Below are 17,272 nucleotides of genomic sequence, written 5' to 3'. Positions count from 1 at the left end.
TTGCCCACCCCTTTGAAAGTTTTTGGGGAGGGTGGGGGTCCGGGGGAGGGGACCCTTTTTTTCAAAAAAGGGTCCCCTCCCCCGGGTGCCTTACGCTACTCTACCCCTTCACATGTAACGCGCTGGCGTCGGCGAGGAGGTCGTTGATGCGGGCGACCATCTGGTGCGGGTCGGACAGGTAGCCGTCGAGGAGCAGGGCGGAGTCGTAGAGTTGTTCCACGGCCTTGCCGAGAAACGGGTCGGCGGCGTCGTTGCGGTAGATGGCGAGCAGGTTGCGGATGAGCGCGTGGTCGCGGTTGAGTTCCAGGGCTTTTTTCGGGACCGAGGTGTCCTTGGTGACCATGCGCATGATTTTCTGCATGCTCGAGGTCATGTGGTCATCGGGGGAGACCAGGCAGGACGGGCTTTGGGTGAGCCGGGTGGACAGGCGCACTTCGGTGACGCGGTCGCCGAGAAGCTCCTTGATCTTTTTGAGGAAGTCGTCGAGGGAGCCTTCCTCGTCCTTGGACAGTTCCGGCGTTTCCTTTTTGGGGGCTTCGCCGGCGAAGGCGTCCAGTTCGCCGGCTTCGACCAGCTCGGCGGATTTGATGGTCAGGTCCTTGTAGGTGCGGATGGAGTCCATGATGAACTCGTCCACGGGCTCGTAGAGGTAGAGGACCTCGAGGCCCTTGGCCCGGAAGATTTCCAGGTGGGGGTTTAAGTCCAGGGCGTCGCGGGACGGGCCGGACAGGTAGTAGATGGACTTCTGGCCTTCCTTGGCGCGTTCGACGTAGGCGGCAAGGGAGGTGTCGTTGTCGTCGCGTTCGATGGCCGAGGAGTCGAAGCGCATGAGTTCGGCGAAGGTTTCGCGATGGGCGAAGTCGCCGTAGCCGAGCTTGAGGGCCTGGCCGTGTTCCTTGAAGAACGTGGCGTATTTGTCCGGGTCTTCCTTGGCCAGGCTTTTGAGTTTGTCGAGGACCTGCTTGACGATGACGGTCTGGATTTTACGCAGCACCAGGTTTTCCTGGAGCGTTTCGCGTGAGAGGTTGAGCGGCAGGTCTTCGGTGTCGACCACGCCGCGCACGAAGCCCAGGTATTCGGGGATGAGCTCCTTTACCTCCTTGGAGATGAGCACCCGGCGCACGTAGAGGTCGAGGCCGTTGTGCAGGGCATCACGGAAGGCCATGGGCCCGAGTCCCTTGGCCGGGACGAAGAGCAGGGCGGTGAACTGCACCGGCGCGTCGACGCTTATATGGATGGTGGCTAGGGGCTCGTCTTCGTCGTAGGTCAGGAATTTGTAGAATTCCTTGTATTGTTCCGGGGTGACGCTGAATTTGGATTCGCGCCACAGGGCGGGCAGGGTGTTGGTTTTTTCGCCGTCGACCAGGACGGGGAAGGAGATGAAGTTGGAGTGCTTGCGCAGGACGTCCTTGACGCGCTGCGGGTCCCCGTAGTCCTTGGTGTCTTCCTTCAGTTCGATTTCGATGGTGGTGCCGCGCGGGACGTCGCCTTCCACGGCCTCGACGGAGAAGCTGCCCGAGCCGTCGGAGATCCAGCGGGCCGGCGCGGCATCGGGGGCGAAGGCGCGGGAGGTGACGGTGACCTTGTCGGCGACCATGAAGACCGAATAAAAGCCCACGCCGAACCGGCCGATGAGGTTGGACGCGGCATCCTTGTTTTCGGCCACGGACTTCATGAAGGCCTCGGTGCCGGATTTGGCGATGGTGCCGAGGTTTTCGACCAGCTCGTTTTGGGTCATGCCGCAGCCGGTGTCGGCGATGGTGAGCCTGCCGCCTTCCTTGTCCGTGGTGATGCGGATTTCGAGGGGCGCATCGGCGTCGGCAATGGCGGTTCCCTTGCTAATTTCGAAGCGCAGCTTGTCCAGGGCGTCGGAAGCGTTGGAGACGAGCTCGCGCAGGAATATTTCCCGATTGGTGTAGATGGAGTGGGTGATGATATCGAGGAGCTTACGGATTTCGGCTTTGAATTCGTGGGTTTCCCCTGCTGCGGCGGTCATGGGTCACTCCTTGTTGCGTGGTTTGGCCGGCCGGCGTGCGGCCGCAAAAAAAGGCGCGCACCCCTCGGGCGGGTCGGGCCTGTGGGGGGATGCCCCGTTCGGAAATATAAAAAGGGAGATAATCAGGGGAGGGGACGTGTCAAGGGCGCGGCCTGAGGCTGGACGGATGCGGGGGAAAGTGGGCGCACCCCATTGACAGGCCGAGGGTGTTGTTTATTTTCGGCTGTGAAGAGCAACCTTTGTCGGAGGTGCATCCATGGTTATTGATCTTGGTCCGTTTTACGGCGCCAACACGCCATTCGACCGGCTGTTCGAGTCCTTGTGGCCGGCCATGTCCATCAGCCAGCGCAGCGTGGCCTATCCGCCGATCAACATCGGCGAGGACGACGACAACATTTACGTGCGCTGCGAGATTCCGGGCATGGACATTGCCGATCTCGACCTGACGCTGACCGATTCGAGCCTGGTCATCAAAGGGGAGCGCAAGGCGGTCAAGGGCAAGTACTACCGCCAGGAACGCCCCACGGGTTTTTTCCAGCGGGTGGTCAACATGCAGGCCGCGGTGGCCAGGGAGAAGGTGACGGCTTCCATGCGCGACGGGGTGTTGGAGGTCGTTTTGCCCAAATCGGACGAAAGCAGGCCGAAAAAGATCAGCATCGAGGCCGTGTAAGCGCGCCGGCGCGATTGCCGCAGGAGGACGATCATGACGGAAGGCGTTTTGAAAAACGAGGAGCGCCGGCTGCCCCGGGTGAAGCCGGCCACGGACATCATCGAGAAGGAAGACGGGTTTTATATTTACGTCGACATGCCGGGCGTGGCCAAGGGCGATCTGGTCATCGACCTCAACGAGGACGAGCTCAAGGTTTCGGGCAAGGCGGAGTATGTGTTGCCCGAGGGGCAAAAGCTCGGCCATGTGGAGTTCGGCGGCGGCGAGTATTTTCGCAGTTTCACGGTGTCGCACATCGTGGACAAGGAGCGGATCAAGGCCACGCTTCGGGACGGGGTGCTGGAACTGCATTTGCCGCGTCAGGAAAAAGCCCAGCCCCGTAAAATCGAGATTCAGGCAGGATAAATGCCGTACTGGTATGACCGGGATGCGCAGAACGCATCCCGGTTTTATTTTTTGTGGGGAAAAAAGGATATTTGTTTGGAGTTTGAAAAATAAAAATTAATATTTCAAAAATGTAATGTTGAGATAGCCTTCGCTACTGCTTGAGGTTTGGGGCATGCGGAAAAGGTGTTAGTGACATTTTCGTGCCTTCGTGTTGACAAGAAGGGGAAAGAACCGCACTGTCCGTCGCCATTGCGGCATTTCGCAGGAATATCTCAAGGAGATTGTATGGAAGATTATCTCAAAAGCGCGCTGGAGATCGTCAAGGCCCAGGCGTCCGTGCGCAACATGACCGACGAGGAGATCACCTCCATGATCCGTCGGCTGGCCATCGGCATCCGGGACATCAGCGGCGAGGCTCCTGTCGGCGAAGCGGAACAGCCCGTCGGCATGGACCCGAAAAAGGCGATCAAGGAAAAATCCGTCACCTGCCTGGAATGCGGCAAGTCGTTTAAGGTGATCACCAAAAAGCACCTTGCCTCCCATGGCCTGACCCCGGAAGAGTACAAGACCAAGCACGGCTACAAGAAGTCCATGCCGCTGGTTTGCAAGTCATTGCAGCGGGATCGGCGCAAAAAAATGAAGGATATGCGGCTGTGGGAGAAGAAGGGAAAAGTGGTGGCCTAACGCGGGGCTTTCTGCTATCCGGAAAACCGAATATGGGACTGGCCGCGCCGGACCTTTCCCGCGCCGTCGTTTCCGGGGCGTCGGGTTTGGGGAGTCGCGGCAATCATACGAGAAGGAGATCGCACGCACATGGCTAAAACTGACATCATCGCCAAAATCCAGGCCAATGCCGGCATCGCCACCAAGGCCGAGGCGGGCAAGGTTCTTGACGCCGTCCTGGCGGCCATCCAGGATTCCCTGGCTGCGGGCGAGGCGCTGACCCTGACGGGCTTTGGCACCTTCAAGGTGTCCGAACGGGCGGCGCGTACCGGCCGCGATCCCCGCACCGGAAACGCCATCGACATTCCGGCCTCCAAGGCTGTCCGCTTCACCCCGGGCAAGACCCTCAAAGACGCCGTGAAGTAGTTTTCTTTCGCCCTTTGGGCGCAAGGCCGCGGGAAACCGCGGCCTTTTTTTATGGGAAGCGGCAGGGCCTGTGGGGATGGGAAGGGATATCCTTCGTGTGGTGGCGGATCGATTTGACAACAGCGGCCCTTCATGGACCAATAGGATTGCGGCGAGAGTATCCACGAATGCACCGGCAGCAAGGAGAATCGACACGCCGCATGATTCTTGGTCCTAGTCTCGATTTTTTAGGCGGACCGCCATATGGAGACCAAGTCCGAGATCAGGAGATGATCAAGCAGGGATTCCGCTATTATAAGGAGTATTATTCGGAAAGGCATTCGAAACAGCTGTCACAACAAGAGTATAACGCTATAAAACGAAGAATTGATGAAGAGGGGGTGGAGAGTTTTCTTAATGGGTTAGACAATGCGAGGAATATATTGAATAAATTTACCGAATGATTCGATTACTGCCTGTCAAAACTGCGAAGAAATTTTTCAAGATTTAACTGCTGTCTTGTATTATTATTTTGTTGGGAAGGATGGGGTGGAGGTGGTGGTTGTTTCTCTGGTACGAATTCCATCGGCCAATTCAAGATCGCCCTGAAATACCCAAATTCCGGATAAAGTACATACCAGTGCTTTTCTATCTTGTCCATATCACGTACTCTATGCATCACTAGCCATGGTTTTGGCGTATCGTCAGAAACGTATAATAAACTTTCATCAAGGGAAAGTACATTCCAGGATGCCGAAAAAATGACGCTTATATGTCCGCCATTTGTCATATAGGAAACTAATCCATTCTGCCTGGCTAAATAAGTATATGGCTGCGGTAAATGCAGAGTTTTGTCCTTGGAATACAACTCTTTTGACCATATCATCCGAATGACGTGCATTCTTTCCTGCTTGAATAGAGAAAAATAAAGGTTATCACGGATCGGTCCATAGGGAGCATGGGGGTAGGCTGCGATGAAATACATATTCAACACGAAAGGAAGAGCGGCCCATAACGGTGTTATCCATACATAACGCGCGAGGATGTAGGTGTTGCGCAGGAACATCCAGCATTCATACAGGAGAATCCAGTTCGGCAGCGAATCGCCGAGGCCAAACGGCATGCGGCAGCACAGGACGAGGCCGAAAAAAAGAAACGGCGTAAAAATGGCTATGAAGGTGATGGTCGCCCGCAGTGCCCGCTGGCACCGGCGTTTGGCCAGCCAGCGGCGGCGGGCGCGGCGCGCGGCCTTGTCCTGGTTATCCGGCGGGGACGGCATGACGCAAAGCTAGCGCATACGCCGTGGATGCGCCATGCCGTAAGAGGGGGGAGGCGTATGCCCTCCGTCCAAGGGGAGGACCGGCGTGCCGTCCCTTACAGCGGCGCCCAGCCGAGCAGCGAAAATCCCGTTTCCGGGTCCTTGGACCGGGCCAGGTCCGTGCCCAGGATCTCGATCACCACCACCTCGAAAATCTTCCACACCTCGAGCCCCGGCCGCACGCAGCCGGCCCGCGTCTCCTCGCCGCGCCCGAGCACGCCGTGCATGTGCAGCATCGGCTTGCCGCCGATGGCGGAGGGGAAAAGCGTGCCCACGGCCGCGGCCTCGTGCACCCGGGAAATGGCCGCGAACATGGTCGTCGGCGGCATGACCGTGCCATCCTCCGGTCCGACCACCAGCTTGCCCTTTTCCAGCCCGCCAAGGGCCAGCACCACGGCCGAGGTCACTTCCCGCTCGGCGGCGAACGCTTCGATGGCGTCCGGAATGCGGTCGCCGTCGCCGAGGCGCAACACGAACACGCGGCCGATGTGGCCTTCGGATACGATCATGCCATCCTCTCCGTTTTTTTTCTGGTTACCAAAGCGCCGGGCAAGACAACAGGCCAGTCCGCGCCAGGGGCGTCGCGCCGTCGCGGCTTGCGGCCAGGCGGGACAGGGGTTCCCGTCGCGGTGGGCTTGGTCCGTGTCGCCTGGGCCGCCGCGATGTGGGAGGGCCGAAAGGCGTCGGAAAATGTCCCGGTGGGGGCGGTCATGGCGTCACGGGCGTGCGACGCCTTCCGTCGACAGCCCCCACCCGGCGGACATCCGCGCGCATCGCCAGGGATCGCGCGGGATTATGCGGAAAAAGCCGCTCCAGACGGCGCGGCATGGATCAGCCCGTGTCGTGCCCTCGAAAGGTGCGCAGACAAATTTCGAGGGCAACACGCTTGCATGTTGGTTTTTTGAAAAATACCAGCGGACTTTTCAAGGGCCGCGGCACTAGGCCTTGTTGAATTCGCTCTTCGGGGCGCCGCAGACCGGGCAGACCCAATCCTCGGGGATGTCTTCGAACTTGGTGCCGGGGGCCACGCCGTTGTCGGGATCGCCGGCGGCGGGGTCATACACGTAGCCACAGATGCTGCACTCGTATTTGTCCATGATAAAGCTCCGTTGGGGTTGAGCCGGGTAGGCATTCCTTATTTGCCCGCAGCGCCGGGTCCGCGAGGGTTCCCTTGCCTGCGCGGCAACAAGGTCATTTGGTCGGCGGGGCGCCGGAAAGGCATCCGCTTGCGCCTGCCGCATCGGCGGATGCGGCCCCACCGACAGTCCATAGCGACAGTAAATAGCGATCACGCCGGCTCAAGTCTATCCTTTAGTTCATACCAAATTGTCAAGACCGGCCGTGATCCCGGTTCACTCCTGCCGAAACTGTTCCACCAACTCGGCCAGATGGTGGGCCATGGAGCGCACATCGCCGATGCGGGTATTGGCGTCGGCGATCTGGCGGGCGATGTCCTTGGACAGTTCGTTGATGTGGCTCACGCTGCCGTTGACTTCCTCGCTGGTGGCGGACTGTTGCTCGGAGGCGGCGGCGATGTTGCGCACCATGTCGGCGATGCGATTGGACTGCTCGACGATGCGGGTCAGCACGAGGCCGGACTGTTCGGCCATGCCCGCGGTCAGCTCCACCTTGGATTTGGTGTCGTTCATCCCGGCCACGACCTGGCGCGTGCTGTCCTGGATGTCGGTTATGGCCGTGGCCACCTCGGCTGTGGCGGTCATGGTCTTCTCGGCCAGCTTTCTGACCTCGTCGGCGACGACCGCGAATCCGCGTCCGGCATCGCCGGCCCTGGCCGCCTCGATGGCGGCGTTTAAGGCGAGCAGGTTCGTCTGGTCGGCGATGTCGCCGATGACGGTCAGGACCTGGCCGATATTGACGGTCCGGGTCTCGAGGTTGCCCAGGGACCCGGCCAGTTCGGCGGTCTTGACCGAGACCTGCTTGGTTTCGTCCACAGTGCGGGCCACTTCCTGTCCGCCGTCGATGGCGGCCTTGGTGGCCACGTCCGAGGCCTGGGCCGTGTCGCCGGCGTTCTGGGCCACCTCGAGCACGGTGGCGTTCATCTCCTCCATGGCCGTGGCCACGCGCTCGGTTTCGCGGGCGGTGTTCTCCACGCCGCCGGTGAGCTCGTCCATGCTGGCGGTCAGCACGTCCGAGGCGTCGGACAGGTTCTTGGCCACGGCGGTGACTTCGCCGGCCACGGCCAGAAGCTTTTCGCGCTGGGACCGGATGTGGTCCTTGTCCTTTTCCTCCTGGGTCAGGTCGATGAGCACGCCGATGACGCCGACCACCTCGCCCGAGGCGTTCTTGAGGGGGGAGATTTCGTAGTGCAGGGGAAAGACTTGGCCGTCGGTGCGGGTGAATCGGGTAAATCCGCTCGAGCAGTCCCCGGAATCGAGCACTCCGGCGCAGCCCGAGCGGCCGTCCTCGCGCTTGAAGCTGTCGACCACGGGCTCGCCCAGCATTTCGGCGTCGGTCTTGCCGAGGATATGCTGCAGCGGCGTGTTGACGAATTCGAAACGGCGGTCCTTGCCGGCCACGAAAATGGGGATGATCACGCCGTTTAAAATGCCCTTGTTGTATTCGAGCTGATCCTTGATGGTGCGCACCATGGCCGAGAGGTTGACGGCGAGCTGGGCGATTTCATCCTGGCCCGGCACATCGAAGGAAAGGTCGAGGGAGCCGTGGCTTATGGCCTCGGACAGGCCGGCCAGCTTTCTGACCCGGCCGACCACGGAATATTTCATGAAGAGCAGCAGGGCGACGAGCAGGGCGGCCATGCCGCCAAGCGACAGGCCGGCGCTTTTGATCTGGTCGTCCGTCAGGCGGGTCAGTTCCGGGGTGATGTCCTGGACCACGACCATGGCCCCCAGGATGGGCTTGGACGCGCCGTGGCAGTGGTGGCAGGCCGGTTCGTTGCGCACCGAGCCCACGGCCACGAAGGACTTTGTTCCGGCCCAGGGCAGGATGGCGCCGCCGTGGAAGTCGGCGGCCAGGGCTTTTTGCACCAGCCCCGTGACGTTCGCGTCCGCGGACAGGTCGGCGAAATCCCGGCGCTGGGCGGCCGGGTCCGTGGAGTAGGTCACGTTGCCGTTGAAATCGGTCAGGAAAACCCGGATATCGGTATGCGCCGCGGCCATCTTGGTGAACTGGGCCGCGGTTTCTTCGTTCTTGCCGAGGCGCATGGGCTCCTCGATGGCCATGCGCAGGATGCCGCTTATGCGGCGGGAGGTGCGGTCGATCTGGTCCACGGAGCCCTGGCGCTGCCAGTGGGCGTTGGCCCAGAAAAGGCCGCTGAAGGCGAGGATGGTCAGGCCCGAAACGAGCAGGAGCACCTTGAGGCCAAGCGAGCGTGAAACGACTCCCATCCCTTCCCCCCTGGTGGCATGTCCGCGAAAGGCGTTGGCGCGCGTTTCACGGGCAGCACATGTATTTTTAGATACCCGTGTGAAAACCTTGTGCGAGGAGGCTTTTTTCAATTCCTGTTTGGCTGGCCGGCGTCTGGGTGTGACGGCCGCGCGCGGCGCATATTTGAAGAATACGCCTTCGCGCCCGTCACACCCAGACGCCGGCCCCGGCCGCTCGCGTCATATTTGGGCGCACATCCCTGCTTCTGACCTCGCCGGCTTCCCTCCGATTCCTTTCGAACCCCGGGAACGATTTTTTTTCCGGTAAAAGATTTAGGAAGGGGAGAGCGCGAGAGGGGAGAACCCTTTTTAAAGGGTTTCCCCTCTCGCATTCTCTTCCCACACCGCATTTAATGCGCTCCGGCGAAGAGCATGGGCTTGAAGTTGAAGTTGCGCACGCGTTCAGCGTTGTGGCAGCGCTCGCATTCGGACATGGCCAGCTTCGACTTGATGAGGGACGGATCGCCGCCGGAAGCGACATGGGCCGAGCCCGGGCCGTGGCAGACCTCGCAGCCGGCATTGGCCAGTTCGGGCGTTTTTTCGAAGCTTACGAAACCGCCGGGCCGGCCGTAGCCGGTGGTGTGGCAGGCGAAGCAGCCGCGCAGTTCCTCGGCGGTGAGCTTTTTAGCCATGATCTTGACCGATTGGGAGGAGTGGGCCTTTTTCGAATACCTGGAATAGGAGTCGTATTCTTTGGCGTGACATTCCTGGCAGGCCTTGGAGCCGACGTAGGAGGCGGGTGTGGCCGGTTCGGGCGGGGCTTGGCCGTTTTGTTGGGCGAAGGCGGGGACCAGCAGGGGGGCGAAAAACAGGACCGCCGTAAGTAAAGCCGCATACAAAGACCGCCGCCGGACTGACATGGAGGGGCTCCTGGGCTTGGGTGGAAAACGTAAATTACGTTAGCCTATTTTCCAGGCCCGAGCAATATGGTTTGGCCAATGACAGTGATGTCTCACGGAGGGGCCGCCGCGCGGCGGACAGGGGCAAGGGGGGGCGGGGAAGCGTTTTCCGATTGTGCCGCCGGGGAGGATGGCCCCCCCGGCGGACAGGGGCGGGAGAACCCGCCCGGAGAAGGGCTACCAGTCGAGGGTGGCCTTGAAGGCCTGGGCCAGCTCCTCGGCGGTTTCGGCGCAGAAGATGACCGGTCCCCGGCGCAGGATCAGGTCCGGGGCTTCGGTGACCACGCCGACATGGCCCAGGGCCTGACCGGCGAAAAGCGCTTCGAAGGCGTCCCGATTTTCCGGGGCGACCGTCACCACCAACCGGCTTTGGGATTCGGCGTAGAGCAGTTCCAGGTCGGTCAGTCCCGGAACGGCCGGAGCCAGGGCCAGATCCAGGTCCGCGCCGAGTCGGCCGCCCAGCGCCATTTCGGCCAGGGCCACGGCCAGGCCGCCGTCGGAGCAGTCGTGGCAGGCGGAAACCAGCCCCCGGCGCATGGCCGCGTGCAGGGTCCGGTAGCGCCGCGCGGCCGGGGTCGCGTCGACCTGGGGCACGTCGGGCGAGGAGAAGCCCAGTTCGTCGGCCAGTTCCGAGGCGCCCAATTCCGGTCGCGTGAGGCCGAGCACGTAGACCAGATCGTCGGCCCGCTTGAAGTCGGACGTGACCACGCGGGCGACGTCGGGCACGAACCCCATGACCGAAAAGAGCACCGTGGGCGGGATGGAAATCTTGGCCCCGCCGCCGGAGTAGTCGTTTTTCATGGAGTCCTTGCCCGAGATGCAGGGCACGCGGTAGGCCCGGCTGAAATGGGCCAGGGCCCGGTTGGCGCGCACGAGCTGGGCCAGCTTGTAGCGGCCGTCCGGGGTCTTTTCCGATTCCACCGGGTCGCACCAGCAGAAGTTGTCCACCCCGGCCAGGCGCGCGGGGTCCGCGCCCACGGCCACGGCGCCGCGCACGGCCTCGTCGATGGCCGCGGCCATCATCCAGTAGGTGTCGATGTCGGAGTAGCGCGGGCAGATGCCGTGGGAGAGCGCCACGCCTTCGGGACGCGACAGGTCCGGGCGCAGCACGCCGCCGTCGGACGGACCGTCGCGCCGTGCGCCGCAAAGGGGCTTGACCGCCGAGCCGCCTTTGACCTCGTGGTCGTACTGGCGCACCACGTATTCCTTGCTGCAAATATTGAGGCGGCCGAGCATGCGCCTAAGGAGCTTGCCGTGTCCGCCGCCGGGCATGACGGGTTCGGTGCGGGCGATCTCCGGGCGCTTCCAGGCGGCGGCCAGACGCATGCGCGGCGTGCCCTCGTGCAGGAAGTCCATATCGATGTAGGCCACGGTGCGCCTGTCGTAAAAAACGCGCAGGAACCCGGAGTTGGTGAAGTTGCCAAGCTCGGTGGACTCCACGCCCATTTCGCGGGAAAGCTTCATGAAGGCCGGGAAATGCTCGGGCGGCACGGCCAGGGTCATGCGCTCCTGGGCCTCGGAGGTGAAAATCTCCCAGGGGACCAGCCCGTCGTATTTGAGCGGCACGCGGTCGAGGTAGAGTTCGCAGCCGCCGCAGTCCTGGGCCATCTCGCCCACGGAGCTCGAAAGCCCGCCCGCGCCGTTGTCGGTGATGGCGTGGTAGAGGCCCAGGTCGCGGGCGCGCATGAGAAAATCGTACATGCGGCGCTGGGTGATGGGGTCGCCGATCTGCACGGCCGTGGCCGGCGAGCCCTCGTGGAGCTCTTCGGAGGAAAACGTCGCGCCGTGGATGCCGTCCTTGCCGACCCGGCCGCCGACCATGACGATGTAGTCCCCGGGCATGGCCTTTTTGACGTAGCTCGGCTTGCCGTGCAGGTCCGCCGGCAGGGTGCCGACCGTGCCGCAAAAAACCAGCGGTTTGCCGAGGTAGCGCTCGTCGAACACGATGGAGCCGTTGACGGTCGGGATGCCGGACTTGTTGCCGCCGTGCTCCACGCCCTCGCGCACGCCTTCGAGCACCCGGCGCGGATGGAGCAGGCGCGGGGGAAGCTGGCCTTCCCAGAACGGCGAGGCGAAGCAGAACACGTCGGTGTTGCACAAAAGGTTCGCCCCCATGCCGGTGCCCATGGGGTCGCGGTTGACCCCGACGATGCCGGTCAGGGCGCCGCCGTAGGGGTCCAGGGCCGAGGGGCTGTTGTGGGTCTCCACCTTGATGCAGATGTGCAGTTCCTCGGTGAAGCGCACCACGCCGGCATTGTCGGAAAAAACCGACAGGCAGAAGTCGTTTTCGCCAAGGGCCTTGCGGATGTCGCGGGTCGAGCCCTGGACGTAGGTCTTGTAGAGGCTCTCGATGACTTCGACCGCGCCGGTTTCCTCGTCGACATAGTCGATTATGGCGTTGAAAATCTTGTGCTTGCAGTGCTCGGACCAGGTCTGGGCGATGCACTCGAGCTCCACGTCGGTGGGGTTGTGGTGGAGCCCCCAGCAGGAACGGCGCATTTTGAAACCCGGCCGGCCGAAATAGGCGCGGATGGCCCACCACTCGGGCAGGGACAGGGCCAGGGTGCGCTCGCGCCCGAGCACCAGCATGTCCGCCTCGAGCATGTTGAAGAGGTCCGGGACCTCGACCTTGGCGCTGGCCTGTCCGGTCACCTTGGCCGCGCGGGCGGGAAATCCCGGTTCGGCGCGCCACTCGTCGCCGGACTTGATATCGTGGCGCTGGAGCAGGTCGTTGGCCAGCAGGTCCACGGCCACACGCTTGGCCGCGGCCCGGTCGGGCAGGCCCTCGATGTGGTACTGGGCGGCGGTGTAGACGGCCAGCGACGCCTTGCGGTCCTCGGGCAGGGAAAGCGCCAGGGCGATGGTGTCCCGGGCGGTTCTGGCCTCGTTGTCGGTCACTCCCGGGCGGAAGCCGATTTCGATGACCCAGTCCGTGGCCTCCGGGGCCGGGGAGAGGGGCTCGAGCGAGGCGATCTGGACCACCGGGTCGTGCAGCACGCCGGCCGTGGCCACCTGTGCCGCCTCGGTTTCGCTCAGGCCGTCGATGGTGAAAATTTTGACGATGCGCACGGCCTTGACGGGCAGGCGCAGTTCGGTTCCGATCTTGGCGGCCACACGATGGCCGAGGACGTCCGTAACGCTTGGGCGCAGGCCCACGGCGACGCGACTGAGCATGGCGTTCCTTTCCTGATGGTCCGATGCGCGCCGGCAGCCGCCGGCCGAGCCCGGCCTATTTGTCCCGGGCGAGCATGGGCGCCAGCACCTGGCCGATGAGGTCGGCTTCCGGCGAGGGAGGGAAGACGGCCAGGGCGGCCTGGGCTTTTTCCAGGTAGGTGGCGGCCATTTCCCGGGTTTTTTCGGCGTGTCCGCCGGCAACGATGTTGCCGCGCAAGTATTCGATGTCCTCTCCGGAAAGCTGATCCTGGCGGAAGTCCTCGGCCAGCCGGCGGCGCGCCTCGAAGGGCAGGGCGGCCAGGTAGAGGATCAAGGGCAGCGTGACCTTGCCTTCCTTGAGGTCGCCGCCCGTGGGCTTGCCGGAAACGGCGGCCGGGGAGGTGTAGTCCAGGGCGTCGTCCACGAGCTGGAAGGCGATGCCGCAGTTGCCGCCAAGCGTCTTGGCCGCCTCGCGCAGGTTGGCGTCGGCCCCGGCCAGCACCGCGCCGCAGTGGCAGGCGGCCTGGAGCAGGTGGGCCGTCTTGCCCATGATGATGGAAAGATAGGTGTCGAGCGGCAGATCGGTGTCGCGCAGGTGGGCGATTTCCAAAATCTCGCCCGTGGCGGTCTGGAGCAGGGCCTCGGAGAGGATGCGGGTCAGCTCCGGGTCGTCGTATTCGGCCACGGTCCGGTTGGCCAGGGCCAACAGCACGTCCCCGGCCAGGATGGTGTGGGTGGCGCCGAAACGGGTGTGGGCCGAGGGCCTGCCCCGCCTGAGCGTCGCCCCGTCCACGATGTCGTCGTGGAGCAGGGTGGCCGAATGGAGAAACTCCAGGGAGCAGGCCAGGGGATAGACGTCGTCTTCCTGGTGCCCCAGCGCCCTGGCCACTAAAATGGCGAGCAGCGGACGCAGGCGTTTGCCTCCGGCCAAAAGCACATGGCGCACCACCGGCTGCACCAGAGGACTCAACGACGCCGTGGCGTCCTCCAGATGCCGGTTTATGGCCGGAACTTCCCGAGATAAGATGTCCGCGAAATCGCTCATCCGCTGGCGTTTAACAGTATTGGTCCGGGGCTGGCAAGGGGGAAGCGGCCGGGAAATGGCGTTCTTTGGCCATTTGCGCCAACTCGCGCAAATGCGAAAGCGCCTTGGCCCCGGTTTGGCCCATGGCAAGGCTCAGCTCACCCACATAGGCCGCGATGTGGGCCCGGATGACGGCCTCGTTTTTTTCCCGGGCCAGCAGCCGGGCCAGCGGAGCCACCAGTTCCGGCTCCTCCCGGGCGGCCAGGAGGCTCTCGCGGAGCAACTCCCCAAGCGCCGCAAGCCGCGCCTGCCCCAGGCTCTTTTTGGCCAGGATCACCCCCAGCGGCACGGGCACGTCCGGCAGGCGCGCCTGCCACCATTGGCCGAGGTCGAGGACGAGGCGCAGGCCGTGGTCGGCGGCGGCCAGGGCGGTTTCGTGGATGAGCAGCCCCGCCTCGGCCCGGCCGGAGCGCACCGTGTCCACGATGGCGTCGTAGCGCACCGGGATAAAGCTGGCGTCCGGGACCGGCAGGCCGGGATCGTCGCCGGCCAGGGCGGCCCGCAGCAGCGTCGCCGCCGTGGTGCGCAGTCCCGGCACGGCCACCGTGCGCGGTCTGGCGGAAAAATCCTTGTCGACCACCAGCTTGGGGCCGGCCCCGAAGCCGAAGGCCGCGCCCGAGGGCAGCACGGCGTAACGGTCGGCCAGGGGCGCGGCCATGGCCGCCGAGACCTTGACCACGTCGTAGGTCCTGGCCAGGGCGGCTTCGTTTAAGGTTTCCACGTCCTCGAAGGCAAAGGCGGCGCGGGCGTCCGGCAGGCCCACCCGGCCGAGAATCCAGGCCCCGAAGATGACCACATCGTTGGGGCAGGGGGAAATGGCGACGGAAAGGACATCGCTTGGCACGGCGAACCTCGGTGCTCAGGAAAGAAGTCGGTCGGCGGCGCGGCCAAGAGCGGCCAGGGCCCCGGACAGGTCCCAGTCTTCCGGCGGACGCGAGCCGACCTTGTTGGAGATGGCGCGCAGTTCCAGAAACGGCACGCCGGCCAGGGACGCGGCCATGGCCACGGCGAAGCCCTCCATGGACTCGGTTGCGGCCTTGTATTTGCGGGAAAGGATCGCGGCCCGGTCCGGCTCGCCGGAAACCCCGGCCACGGTGACGGCGGCACCCAGGGCGCAGCCGTCGGGGAGGCGCAAGCCCATGGCCGCCGCGTCGGCATCGGGGGCAAGGACCATGTGGTCGAAGACCGGGGCGCCGGCGAGGGTGAGTTGGGGAAAGCCCAGGCCCTGGGTATCCACCCCGGCCTTGGCCCGCAGGCCGTATTCGGGAAACGCCTCGGCTGTGGCCGCGACGATTCCGCCAAGGGGCGCGGCCGCGAAGTCGAAGCTTCCGGCCAGCCCCAGGTTGACCACGCCCGAAGCGGACGCTCCCAGCCGGCCAAGGACCAGGCACAGGCTGGCGGCGGCGGCCACCGGGCCGACCCCGGTGACGCACACCACGTGATCGCGTCCGCCGCGACGCCAGAAAACGTTCCTCCCCGGCTCCGGAGCGGCCGGCGCGCCGAGCGGCGACAGCGCCGCCTTGTATTCCTTGGCCGTGGCCAGGACGATGACCAGGGGGGAACCGGTATGTTGTGCTTGCGCCATGAGCATCGGATTACAGACGCCAGTAGCGGAAGCCGGCGGCCTCTCCGGCGGCGCGGTCGAAAATGCCCTTGACGTCCACCAGGATGGGCTCGACGCTCGCCCGGAACCAGCCGGCGAGATCGGTCAGGGAGAGGCCCTTGAAGGCGTCGTGGCCCACGGCGACAATGAGGGCGTCCAGGTCGCGCAGTTCCTCCATGGGCACAAGCGTCAGGCCGTATTCTTCCCGGGCCTCCTCGGGCGAGGCCATGGGATCGTGGACGAGCACGTGCATGCGGAACTCGCAAAGCTCGCGCACGATGTCCACGACCTTGGTGTTGCGCAGATCGGGCACGTTTTCCTTGAAGGTGAGCCCGAGTATGCCGATGCGCGGCGTGGTCGTGCGGCATTCCGCGCGAATGATGAGCTTCATCGTGGCCTCGGCCACATGCTTGCCCATGGAATCGTTGATGCGCCGCCCGGCCGGAATGACCTCGGGGTGCAGGTTCAGGCTCTGGGCCTTGTAGAGCAGGTAGTAGGGGTCCACGCCGATGCAATGGCCGCCGACGAGGCCGGGTCGAAACGGCAGGAAGTTCCATTTGCTCCCGGCGGCTTCGAGCACGTCGGACGTGTCGATGTCCAGCCGTTCGCAGATGAGGGACAGCTCGTTCATGAGCGCGATGTTGATGTCGCGCTGGGTGTTCTCGATGACCTTGGCCGCCTCGGCCACCTTGATGCTCGGGGCCTTGTGGATGCCCGCCGTGACCACCGTGCCGTAGACTTCGGCCAGGAGGTCGGTCACCTCCGGGGTCTGGCCGGAGACGATTTTCACCACGGTTTTTAACGTGTGGACCTTGTCGCCGGGGTTGATGCGCTCGGGCGAGTAGCCGATGAAAAAGTCCTTGCCGGCGGCAAGCCCGCAGCCCTTCTCCAGAAGCGGCTGGCAGACTTCCTCGGTGAGCCCGGGGTAGACCGTGGATTCGTAGACCACCACCGAACCGGGGGTGAGGTGTTCGCCCAGCAGCCTGGACGCCCCGACCAGGGGGCCGAGTTCCGGCACCCGGTTGGCGTTTATGGGCGTGGGCACGGCCACGATGAAAAATTTGCAGGCGGCAAGATCGGCCGGGTCGCTGGTATAGCGGACGGTCGCGGCGGCCAGGTCGGCCGGTTCGACTTCCAGCGTGCTGTCCTGACCTTTATTCAGTTCCGCGATGCGGGCGGCCTTGATGTCGAAACCAACCACGTCGAAATGCCGGGACAGGGCCACGGCCAGCGGCAGGCCGACATAGCCGAGGCCGATGACGGCAATGGAGGCGTTTTTCTCGCGGATGTCCTCGAAAGTGATCAATGTCGTGTGCTCCTTCATAGGGGAATGGCTGAGAAGCGGTTTCGGGCCGGATAGCCCAAAGTCCGGCGGGGGGCAAGGCGGACGTATTTACTTGTCCCGGCCGAACCCGTATCCTCGTTCCATGCATTTCGAATGGAAAATTTTTTTGACGGCCTTGGGCCTGGCGTTTATTCTAGAGGGCCTGCCATATTTTCTGGCGGCCGAAAAGATGCCCGAGGTGCTGCGCGCACTTTCCGAACGCAAGCCCCGTGAACTGCGCATGCTCGGCATGACGGCCATGCTGGTCGGGCTGCTGCTCATTATCGTGCTGCGCGGAGCGGGCTGAGGCTGCGTGATCGACCGGGGGAGGGGGCCCCTTTTTGCAAAAAGGGGCCCCCTCCCCCGGAC

16 protein-coding genes are annotated in these 17,272 nt (G+C 63.6%); 5 read left to right on the top strand and 11 right to left on the bottom strand.

Annotated features, from left to right (window positions below):
• Positions 1-100: 100 nt before the first annotated feature.
• Positions 101-1,996, bottom strand: coding sequence for a molecular chaperone HtpG (htpG, locus tag ACMZ6R_RS17520; RefSeq protein WP_416113856.1), 1,896 nt, complete (start codon positions 1,994-1,996; stop codon positions 101-103).
• A gap of 256 nt (positions 1,997-2,252) precedes the next feature.
• Between htpG and ACMZ6R_RS17515 the strand changes: the two genes are divergently transcribed.
• The 4 genes from ACMZ6R_RS17515 to ACMZ6R_RS17500 all read left to right on the top strand — a co-directional run bounded on the left by ACMZ6R_RS17515 (position 2,253) and on the right by ACMZ6R_RS17500 (position 4,139).
• A complete protein-coding gene (locus ACMZ6R_RS17515) occupies positions 2,253-2,666 on the top strand; it encodes an Hsp20/alpha crystallin family protein (protein WP_416113854.1) in 414 nt (137 codons plus the stop codon).
• A 33-nt stretch (positions 2,667-2,699) separates the two neighbouring features.
• A complete protein-coding gene (locus ACMZ6R_RS17510; RefSeq protein ID WP_416113852.1) occupies positions 2,700-3,068 on the top strand; it encodes an Hsp20/alpha crystallin family protein in 369 nt (122 codons plus the stop codon).
• A gap of 267 nt (positions 3,069-3,335) precedes the next feature.
• Positions 3,336-3,734: a MucR family transcriptional regulator gene (locus ACMZ6R_RS17505; RefSeq protein WP_416113850.1), complete on the top strand. Its 399-nt coding sequence runs from the start codon at positions 3,336-3,338 to the stop codon at positions 3,732-3,734.
• Positions 3,735-3,863: 129 nt separating this feature from the next.
• Positions 3,864-4,139, top strand: a complete 276-nt coding sequence (locus ACMZ6R_RS17500; protein ID WP_416113848.1) for an HU family DNA-binding protein — start codon at positions 3,864-3,866, stop codon at positions 4,137-4,139.
• A 448-nt stretch (positions 4,140-4,587) separates the two neighbouring features.
• Here the strand turns inward: ACMZ6R_RS17500 and ACMZ6R_RS17495 are convergent, their stop codons facing one another.
• The 10 genes from ACMZ6R_RS17495 to ACMZ6R_RS17450 form a co-directional block, all read right to left on the bottom strand.
• Positions 4,588-5,397: a hypothetical protein gene (locus tag ACMZ6R_RS17495; RefSeq protein WP_416113846.1), complete on the bottom strand. Its 810-nt coding sequence runs from the start codon at positions 5,395-5,397 to the stop codon at positions 4,588-4,590.
• A 95-nt stretch (positions 5,398-5,492) separates the two neighbouring features.
• On the bottom strand, positions 5,493-5,945 hold the full coding sequence (locus ACMZ6R_RS17490) for a PPC domain-containing DNA-binding protein (protein WP_416113844.1): 453 nt from the start codon (positions 5,943-5,945) through the stop codon (positions 5,493-5,495).
• Positions 5,946-6,374: 429 nt separating this feature from the next.
• Positions 6,375-6,533, bottom strand: a complete 159-nt coding sequence (rd, locus tag ACMZ6R_RS17485) for a rubredoxin (protein WP_009109513.1) — start codon at positions 6,531-6,533, stop codon at positions 6,375-6,377.
• 255 nt (positions 6,534-6,788) lie between these two features.
• Complete coding sequence (locus tag ACMZ6R_RS17480) at positions 6,789-8,801, bottom strand: methyl-accepting chemotaxis protein (protein WP_416113842.1); 2,013 nt, start codon at positions 8,799-8,801, stop codon at positions 6,789-6,791.
• Between the two features lie 389 nt (positions 8,802-9,190).
• On the bottom strand, positions 9,191-9,700 hold the full coding sequence (locus tag ACMZ6R_RS17475) for a multiheme c-type cytochrome (RefSeq protein WP_416113840.1): 510 nt from the start codon (positions 9,698-9,700) through the stop codon (positions 9,191-9,193).
• A 216-nt stretch (positions 9,701-9,916) separates the two neighbouring features.
• The gene (locus ACMZ6R_RS17470) at positions 9,917-12,913 is read right to left on the bottom strand and encodes an AIR synthase-related protein (RefSeq protein ID WP_416113838.1); all 2,997 of its coding nucleotides are present in this window, start codon (positions 12,911-12,913) and stop codon (positions 9,917-9,919) included.
• A gap of 55 nt (positions 12,914-12,968) precedes the next feature.
• Positions 12,969-13,937: a polyprenyl synthetase family protein gene (locus ACMZ6R_RS17465; RefSeq protein WP_416113836.1), complete on the bottom strand. Its 969-nt coding sequence runs from the start codon at positions 13,935-13,937 to the stop codon at positions 12,969-12,971.
• Positions 13,938-13,947: 10 nt separating this feature from the next.
• The gene (locus ACMZ6R_RS17460) at positions 13,948-14,820 is read right to left on the bottom strand and encodes an MqnA/MqnD/SBP family protein (RefSeq protein WP_416113834.1); all 873 of its coding nucleotides are present in this window, start codon (positions 14,818-14,820) and stop codon (positions 13,948-13,950) included.
• A gap of 15 nt (positions 14,821-14,835) precedes the next feature.
• The gene (mqnB, locus tag ACMZ6R_RS17455; protein WP_416113832.1) at positions 14,836-15,561 is read right to left on the bottom strand and encodes a futalosine hydrolase; all 726 of its coding nucleotides are present in this window, start codon (positions 15,559-15,561) and stop codon (positions 14,836-14,838) included.
• A 10-nt stretch (positions 15,562-15,571) separates the two neighbouring features.
• Complete coding sequence (locus ACMZ6R_RS17450; protein WP_416113830.1) at positions 15,572-16,885, bottom strand: nucleotide sugar dehydrogenase; 1,314 nt, start codon at positions 16,883-16,885, stop codon at positions 15,572-15,574.
• Between the two features lie 121 nt (positions 16,886-17,006).
• Here ACMZ6R_RS17450 and ACMZ6R_RS17445 point away from each other — a divergent pair, with 121 nt between their 5' ends.
• A complete protein-coding gene (locus ACMZ6R_RS17445) occupies positions 17,007-17,210 on the top strand; it encodes a DUF2065 domain-containing protein (RefSeq protein ID WP_416113828.1) in 204 nt (67 codons plus the stop codon).
• Positions 17,211-17,272: the final 62 nt, after the last annotated feature.

It is taken from the genome of Solidesulfovibrio sp. C21, assembly GCF_047785625.1.
In the GTDB taxonomy this organism is placed as follows: Bacteria; Desulfobacterota; Desulfovibrionia; order Desulfovibrionales; family Desulfovibrionaceae; genus Solidesulfovibrio.
The sequence above is the reverse complement of the archived record's forward strand: the minus strand, read 5'-3'. Positions and strand labels throughout refer to the sequence as shown.